7 protein-coding genes are annotated in these 5,939 nt (G+C 70.2%); 3 read left to right on the top strand and 4 right to left on the bottom strand.

Going from position 1 to position 5,939, the window contains the following annotated elements; translation table 11 throughout:
* The coding region (macS, locus tag A5713_RS05290) for a MacS family sensor histidine kinase (protein WP_068093311.1) at positions 1-816 on the top strand (816 nt) is incomplete at its 5' end.
* Complete coding sequence (locus tag A5713_RS05285) at positions 806-1,468, top strand: response regulator transcription factor (protein WP_068093306.1); 663 nt, start codon at positions 806-808, stop codon at positions 1,466-1,468. The genes macS and A5713_RS05285, both read left to right, overlap by 11 nt.
* Positions 1,469-1,516: 48 nt before the next feature.
* Here A5713_RS05285 and A5713_RS05280 read toward each other — a convergent pair whose 3' ends face one another.
* Both A5713_RS05280 and A5713_RS05275 read right to left on the bottom strand, forming a co-directional pair.
* A complete protein-coding gene (locus A5713_RS05280) occupies positions 1,517-2,833 on the bottom strand; it encodes an acyltransferase (RefSeq protein ID WP_068093303.1) in 1,317 nt (438 codons plus the stop codon).
* A gap of 66 nt (positions 2,834-2,899) precedes the next feature.
* Entirely contained in the window at positions 2,900-3,190 is a 291-nt protein-coding gene (locus A5713_RS05275) for a YiaA/YiaB family inner membrane protein (protein ID WP_068093301.1), read from the bottom strand.
* Between the two features lie 253 nt (positions 3,191-3,443).
* Between A5713_RS05275 and A5713_RS05270 the strand changes: the two genes are divergently transcribed.
* Positions 3,444-4,277: a polysaccharide deacetylase family protein gene (locus A5713_RS05270; protein WP_082972796.1), complete on the top strand. Its 834-nt coding sequence runs from the start codon at positions 3,444-3,446 to the stop codon at positions 4,275-4,277.
* On the opposite strand, the gene A5713_RS05265 is transcribed toward A5713_RS05270, so the two are convergent.
* Together A5713_RS05265 and A5713_RS05260 are read right to left on the bottom strand one after the other, a co-directional pair.
* A complete protein-coding gene (locus A5713_RS05265) occupies positions 4,265-5,068 on the bottom strand; it encodes an IclR family transcriptional regulator (RefSeq protein ID WP_067927193.1) in 804 nt (267 codons plus the stop codon). The two genes, A5713_RS05270 and A5713_RS05265, sit on opposite strands and share 13 nt — an antisense overlap.
* A 41-nt stretch (positions 5,069-5,109) precedes the next feature.
* Positions 5,110-5,939 (bottom strand): permease (locus A5713_RS05260; protein WP_068093296.1); only part of this gene is annotated, 830 nt, incomplete at its 5' end.

Genomic DNA, 5,939 nt, shown 5'->3' with positions numbered 1-5,939 from the left:
ACGATCTCGGCGGCCATCCTGTTCGGCCCGGCCGGCGGCATGCTCACCGGCCTGGTGGTGATGGCCACCAATTTCGCGGTCAAGAACTATCTCGCCCTCAACCTGGGGCATAACGCCACCGTCATCATCGAGCTGGCGGTCGGCATGGCCATCGGCATGGCCGCCCAAACCGCGCGACGCGCCCACGACGAACTCCAGCAAGCCGCCCGATTGACGGCCGCGGTGCAAGAACGGGAACGCCTGTCCCGCCAGGTCCACGACGGAGCCATCCAGGTGCTGGCGCTGGTGGCCAAGAAGGGGAACGAAATCGGCGGTGCCACAGCGGAACTCGCCGCGCTGGCCGGCGAGCAGGAACGCGCCCTGCGGCGGTGGCTGGCCAGCACCGACATCGACCGGGACACCGACGGCGCCACCATCGACCTGCGCACCCTGCTGCGCCGCCGGGAATCCGACCGGGTGTCGCTGAGCCTGCCCGCCACGCCGGTGCCCCTGGGTCGCGGGGTGGGCGCCGAGCTCGACGCGGCGGTGGGCAACGCGCTGGACAACGTGGCCGCACACGCCGGCCCCGGCGCGCACGCGTTCGTGCTCGTCGAGGACCTGGGCGATTCGGTGGTGGTGAGCGTCCGCGACGACGGCGTGGGAATCGCCGCGGGCCGGCTCGAGGAAGCGGCGGGCCAGGGGCGCCTGGGCGTCTCCCAATCGATCGTCGGGCGGCTGACTGCGCTGGGCGGCACCGCGCACCTGCACAGCGAACCCGGACAAGGCACGGAGTGGGAGCTGTGCCTGCCACGCGGAACGGCGCCCGATGGCCGGTGACACCCCCACCACGGTGATGGTCGTCGACGACCATCCCATCTGGCGCGACGCGGTCGCCCGCGACCTGGCCGAAGAAGGCTTCACCGTGGTCGCCACCGCCGACGGTGTTGCCGCCGCCCGGCGGCGGGCCGCCGTGGTCAAGCCCGACGTAGTGGTGATGGATATGCAGCTGCCCGACGGCGACGGCGCACAGGCGACCGCGGGCGTGCTCGCCGTCTCCCCCTCGTCCCGGGTATTGGTCCTCTCGGCCTCCGACGAGCAAGAGGACGTGCTCGAAGCCGTCAAGGCCGGCGCCACCGGATACCTGGTCAAGAGCGCCTCCAAGTCGGAACTGGCGCAAGCCGTTTCGGCGACGGCCGAGGGCCGCGCCGTGTTCACCCCGAGCCTCGCCGGGCTGGTGCTGGGGGAATACCGGCGAATCGCACAGCGCAAGGACGACGGTCCCGCCCGGCCGAGCCTCACCGAACGGGAAACCGAGGTGCTGCGCTATGTGGCAAAGGGGCTGTCCGCCAAGCAGATCGCCCAGAAGCTGTCGCTGAGCCACCGCACGGTCGAAAATCACGTGCAGGCGACCTTTCGCAAACTGCAGGTCGCCAACCGGGTGGAGCTGGCGCGCTACGCCATCGAGCACGGCCTCGACGAGGAGCCGTGACCCGCGGGGCGGCCGAGCGACCGCCCCGCGGGTCAACGACGTCTCGAGCTACCCGCGAGCCGCGCTGAAGCGTTTCGCCGGTGCGGCGGCCAGCACGCGGGCGCCGACCAACGCGGTCACCATCACGGCCATGCACACCAGGCCGTCGTCTTTGAGCCCCCATCGGATGGCGGCAAGGATCGCCACGCCCGCCACGCACAGCAGGGCGCCGACGACCGCTCCGCGTCCGCGCGCCGTCACCGTGGGGGCGCCGTCCCAGCCCGACAGCGGGTTGTTCTCCAGCGGCCGCAGCGCGACGAAGAGCACCGCCACGGCGACCACCACGACGAGCAGCTGGATGAGGCTGAGGGCGAGGAAATCCTGCGCGCCCGGGTAGCGCGGGCAGCCCAGGTAGTCGAAGGCCAGGTGCACGCCCAGCAGCACGGGCATGTGCCACAGGTACAGCGTCATGGCCCCGGAGTTGCCGATCGCGGTCCACCACCACACCCGCGGCCGCCGGGCCCAGCGTGCGATCGCCGGCGCGGCCACGATGGCCAAAGCGCTCAGGATGATTGCGTGCCCGGCCAGCAGCAGTGAGGGCGGGCTGGTGTTGGACAGCTGGTGGTCACCGGTGCCGACCATGCTGATCCGGTAGGGGCCCCAGTGCACCAGCGCGACGTCGACGGCGAAGAAGACGGCCGCGACGGCCAGCGCGGCGCGCCCGGTGAGCAGCCGCCGGCGGTAGGCGACGCCGAACATGGCGGGGATGAGCCAGACGGCCAGGTTGAGGTAGCCCAGGGGCATCATGGCCGGCCAGTGCAGCCGGACGGCGTCGATCGCCGCGATGGCCCCGTAGACGGCGGCCACGGCGGCGGCGAGACGCCCCGCCGTGGTGATGCGGTACAGCATCGGCATGGCGGCCAGCACCAGGACGTAGGCGCCCAGGAACCACAGCAGCTGCGTGCTGACGCCGGCCACCGGCTCGTAGATGTGTTGCGGCAGGGCGTGATACAGCACCGTCAGCGCCACCGCCCAGAATGCCAGGTAGTAGAACACCGGCCGGAACAGTCGGGTGCACCGTTTCATCAGCCAGTCACCCCAGTTCGTGCCGGCGGACCAGGAAGACAGGCACGCCGCGGCGCCGGCGAAGAAGAACAGCGGCATGATCTGCAGGATCCAGGTCGCCGCCTGGAACACCGCCGAGGTGGTCAGCAGGTTGTCCCAGATCAAGACGTGGTTTTCGATGATGCTGATGGCCATCACGGTGTGGCCGAGCACCACCCCGACCAGCGACGTGATGCGAATGACGTCCAGTACGCGATCCCGGTCGGGCGGGGTGGCCGCCGCGACTTCGGCGACGTCCGGGAATCTGCTGAGAGCTGCCATGGGAACCGGTCCTTTCGGGAAACCTGTTGTCGGAGACGCGAATTGGATGTAGCCGAGTAGTACTACTCAGTTGGCGACATGGAGCGGGTCGTAGTCCGCCAGCAGTTTCTCGATGCGTGCCTCGTCGAGTCGCACCCGCACCGTGGCGGCTTCCTGTTGGTCGCGAATCACCTTGGCCAAGGTGAAGGCGCTGGACACCAAGAACAGGAACGTGATGCCGAGGAAGGATCGCTGCCACAGGTCAAGCGGAAGCAGGTAGATCCCGCCCAGCGCGGTCACGAAGCTGATCGCGAACGCGACGGCCGCTTGAACGAAGAAGGCAGCAGTGGTCTTGGACATGCTAGAGGGAACGGTCATGCGAATAAGCCTGCGGCAGGCCGCTGCTCGCCGGAATCCGTAAGACTACTCAATTACAAACGGCACCGGCGGCCGTCACGAAGCGGCGCGGTCGCCGGCCGGCTGAGTTTGCGTCACAGCTTCGTATCGGCCGGCGAACACCGCACGGATGTGCCGGGATCGCGGTCGCCGCGCACCTAGCCTGTCCAGCTAACTGCCCCGAATTCGGTGCCCGGACCGGCACCGGCAGCCGAGGAGTACTGACGTGGCCGCACTGGACAGGCGACGCTTCCTGGTCGCGCTGGCCGCGACGGTGGCCGTCGCCACCGGTGGGCCCGAAACCGCGGCGGTGCGTGCCGATGTCGCCGGGGTCGCACCCCTCCCGGGCGCTCCCGTCGGGCCGCCGTTGTCACCCCCACCGGACCCGCGATCGCGCGTCGCGCTGCCCGGCGGCGGTGTGCTGAAAAAGCTTCCGGGCAACGACGCTCTGTTGGCATGGACGGTCGACGACGGCGCGGACACCGACGTCGTGCGGCTCTACACGCAATTCGCCAAGGACACCGGGGTGCGGCTCACCTACTTCGTCACCGGCGGCTACCGCTCGTGGACGGACAACGCCGGCTTGCTTCGCCCGCTGGTCGAATCCGGGCAGATCCAGCTGGGCAACCACACCTGGACGCATCCCGACCTGACCAAACTGTCCAAGGGCCAGATCGCCGACGAGCTGAGCCGCACGGACGCGCTGCTGCGCAACACCTACGGAGTCGACGCCGCCCCATACCTGCGGCCACCGTATGGCCATCACAACGCCGCGGTCGCCGCGGTGGCCACCGACCTGGGCTACCAGGTGACCACCCTGTGGTCCGGCGACTTGCGCGATTCCGCGCCGGTGTCCGAGGACCAGATCGTCCGGATGGCCCACCAGTCCTTCCTGCCGCAGAACATCGTGATCGGCCACCTCAACCACCCGCCGGTCACGCACGTGTACGCCCGGCTGGTGGACATCATTCGCTCGCGCGGGCTGCGCACCGTGACGCTCGACGACGTCTTCCTGCGGCCGGAAGTCCCGCACGGACGGGGCACCACCAAGGCGCCTCAGCCCAGCTGATCGCCAATCTCCTTGGCCGCCTTGACGAGTGCGGCGGCCACCGCGGCATACCGGGAGCTGTCCAGCCGGTTCTGCGGCGCTGCGGCGTTGAGCGCGAGCCGCAGACCCGGCGCCCGTGTCGGTATGGGCACCGCGACCGAGGCCACGCCTTCCTCGCTCTCCTCGCGGTTGATCGCGTACCCACGCTCGCGGATGGCCGCGAGCTCGGCCTCCAGCTCGGTGCGGGTGCCGATCGAGGACGGCGTGATGCGTTCGAGCCGCTCCTGCGGCAGCAGCTGGCGCAGTTCTGGCTCGGGCAGCTGCGCCAGCATGACCTTGCCCGTCGAGGTGCAATGCGCGGGCAGGGTGCGGCCCAACCGGGACGCCACCCGGACCGCGGCCGGGCCCTCCACCGCGGCGACAAAGCGGACGCCTGCGCCGTCCAGCATCCCGACGTGAACGGTTTCGCGCAGCTGCTCGGCCAGGCTTCGCATGATCGGCATGGCGGTTCGCTGGATGTCGACGCGGCCGAAGATCGCGAACGCCACCCCGGTCAACGACGGACCGGGCAGATAGGCCTTCGACACCGGGTCTTGCCGGACGAACCCGCGGTAGGCCAGCATCGCCAGCAGCCGATGCGCGGTGGACGACGCCACACCCAGGTAGCGGGTGGCCTCGCTCAACCGGATCTCGGGTTGCTCGCCCAACAGCAGCAGCAGTTTCAAGGCGTTGTCGACGGACTCGATCGGGTACTGCGGCGCAAGCGAGTCGGCGGCGGGCGCCTCGGCGTCCTGCTCACGCTTCCTCGGCATGACAGTGAAGGTACCCAAGGACCACCCGCCCGGGTTGCGACTCAGAGCAAGCTGAGGACGGCCGCCCCGAGCAGCCCCGCCGCGACCACCACGGCAGTCGTGGTTGCGACGGCCCGCCAACCGAAGCTGCGGGCGACCATGGCGGCGCCCGGGGCGCTCACCGCCGGGAGGGTGATCAGCAACGCACCGATCGTGCCCGACGACGCGCCCAGCAGGGCCAGCCCCTGCAGGATCGGAATCTCCCCCGCCGTCGGGATGACCATGAGCGTCCCGGCGATCGCAACGACCACCACGAGGGAAAGGCCCAGGAGCAGTCCATGGTGCGCCGGCTGACCCAAGGTGAGCAGCCAACCCCGCACCGCCCCGGCGAGCAGCACCAGCACGGCGTACTCGGGCAGCAGGAACAGACACAGGTACAGCAGCGCCCGCACGAACCTGCGCGGCCGGCCCGCGGGCTCGTCGTCGTCAGCGGCCGCGACCGTCCCCGCCGGGGCGGGCTCGCCGCCGGACGCACGCGAGACCCAGCCCACCGAGGCCGCGACTCCGAGCACCGTCGCGACTCCGACGATCGCCCTGGTCAGCGTCCATTGCCAGGGCGCGACGAAGAACAGGAACACCAGCACCACCGGGTTGAGCAGCGGGTTACCCAACCAGTAGGCGATGGCGGCCGCGGGAGTGATGCCGTTGCGCCGCAAGGTCACGGCGACCGGAGCGGCGCAACACGTGCACATCATCGACGGCATGCCCGCAAGCCCGCCGGCGAGCCCGCTGGAGACGGGGTGTCGACGGTTCAACGCGCGCGGCAGCCACGCCCGGGGCATCAACGCCTGAACCGAGGCGCTGATCAGCAGCGCCACGATCAGCGCCGGCC

It is taken from the genome of Mycobacterium sp. E2497, from assembly GCF_001668695.1.
Classification (GTDB): Bacteria; Actinomycetota; Actinomycetes; order Mycobacteriales; family Mycobacteriaceae; genus Mycobacterium.
Note: the sequence above shows the minus strand (reverse complement) of the source record. Positions and strands in the feature narration are given on the sequence as shown.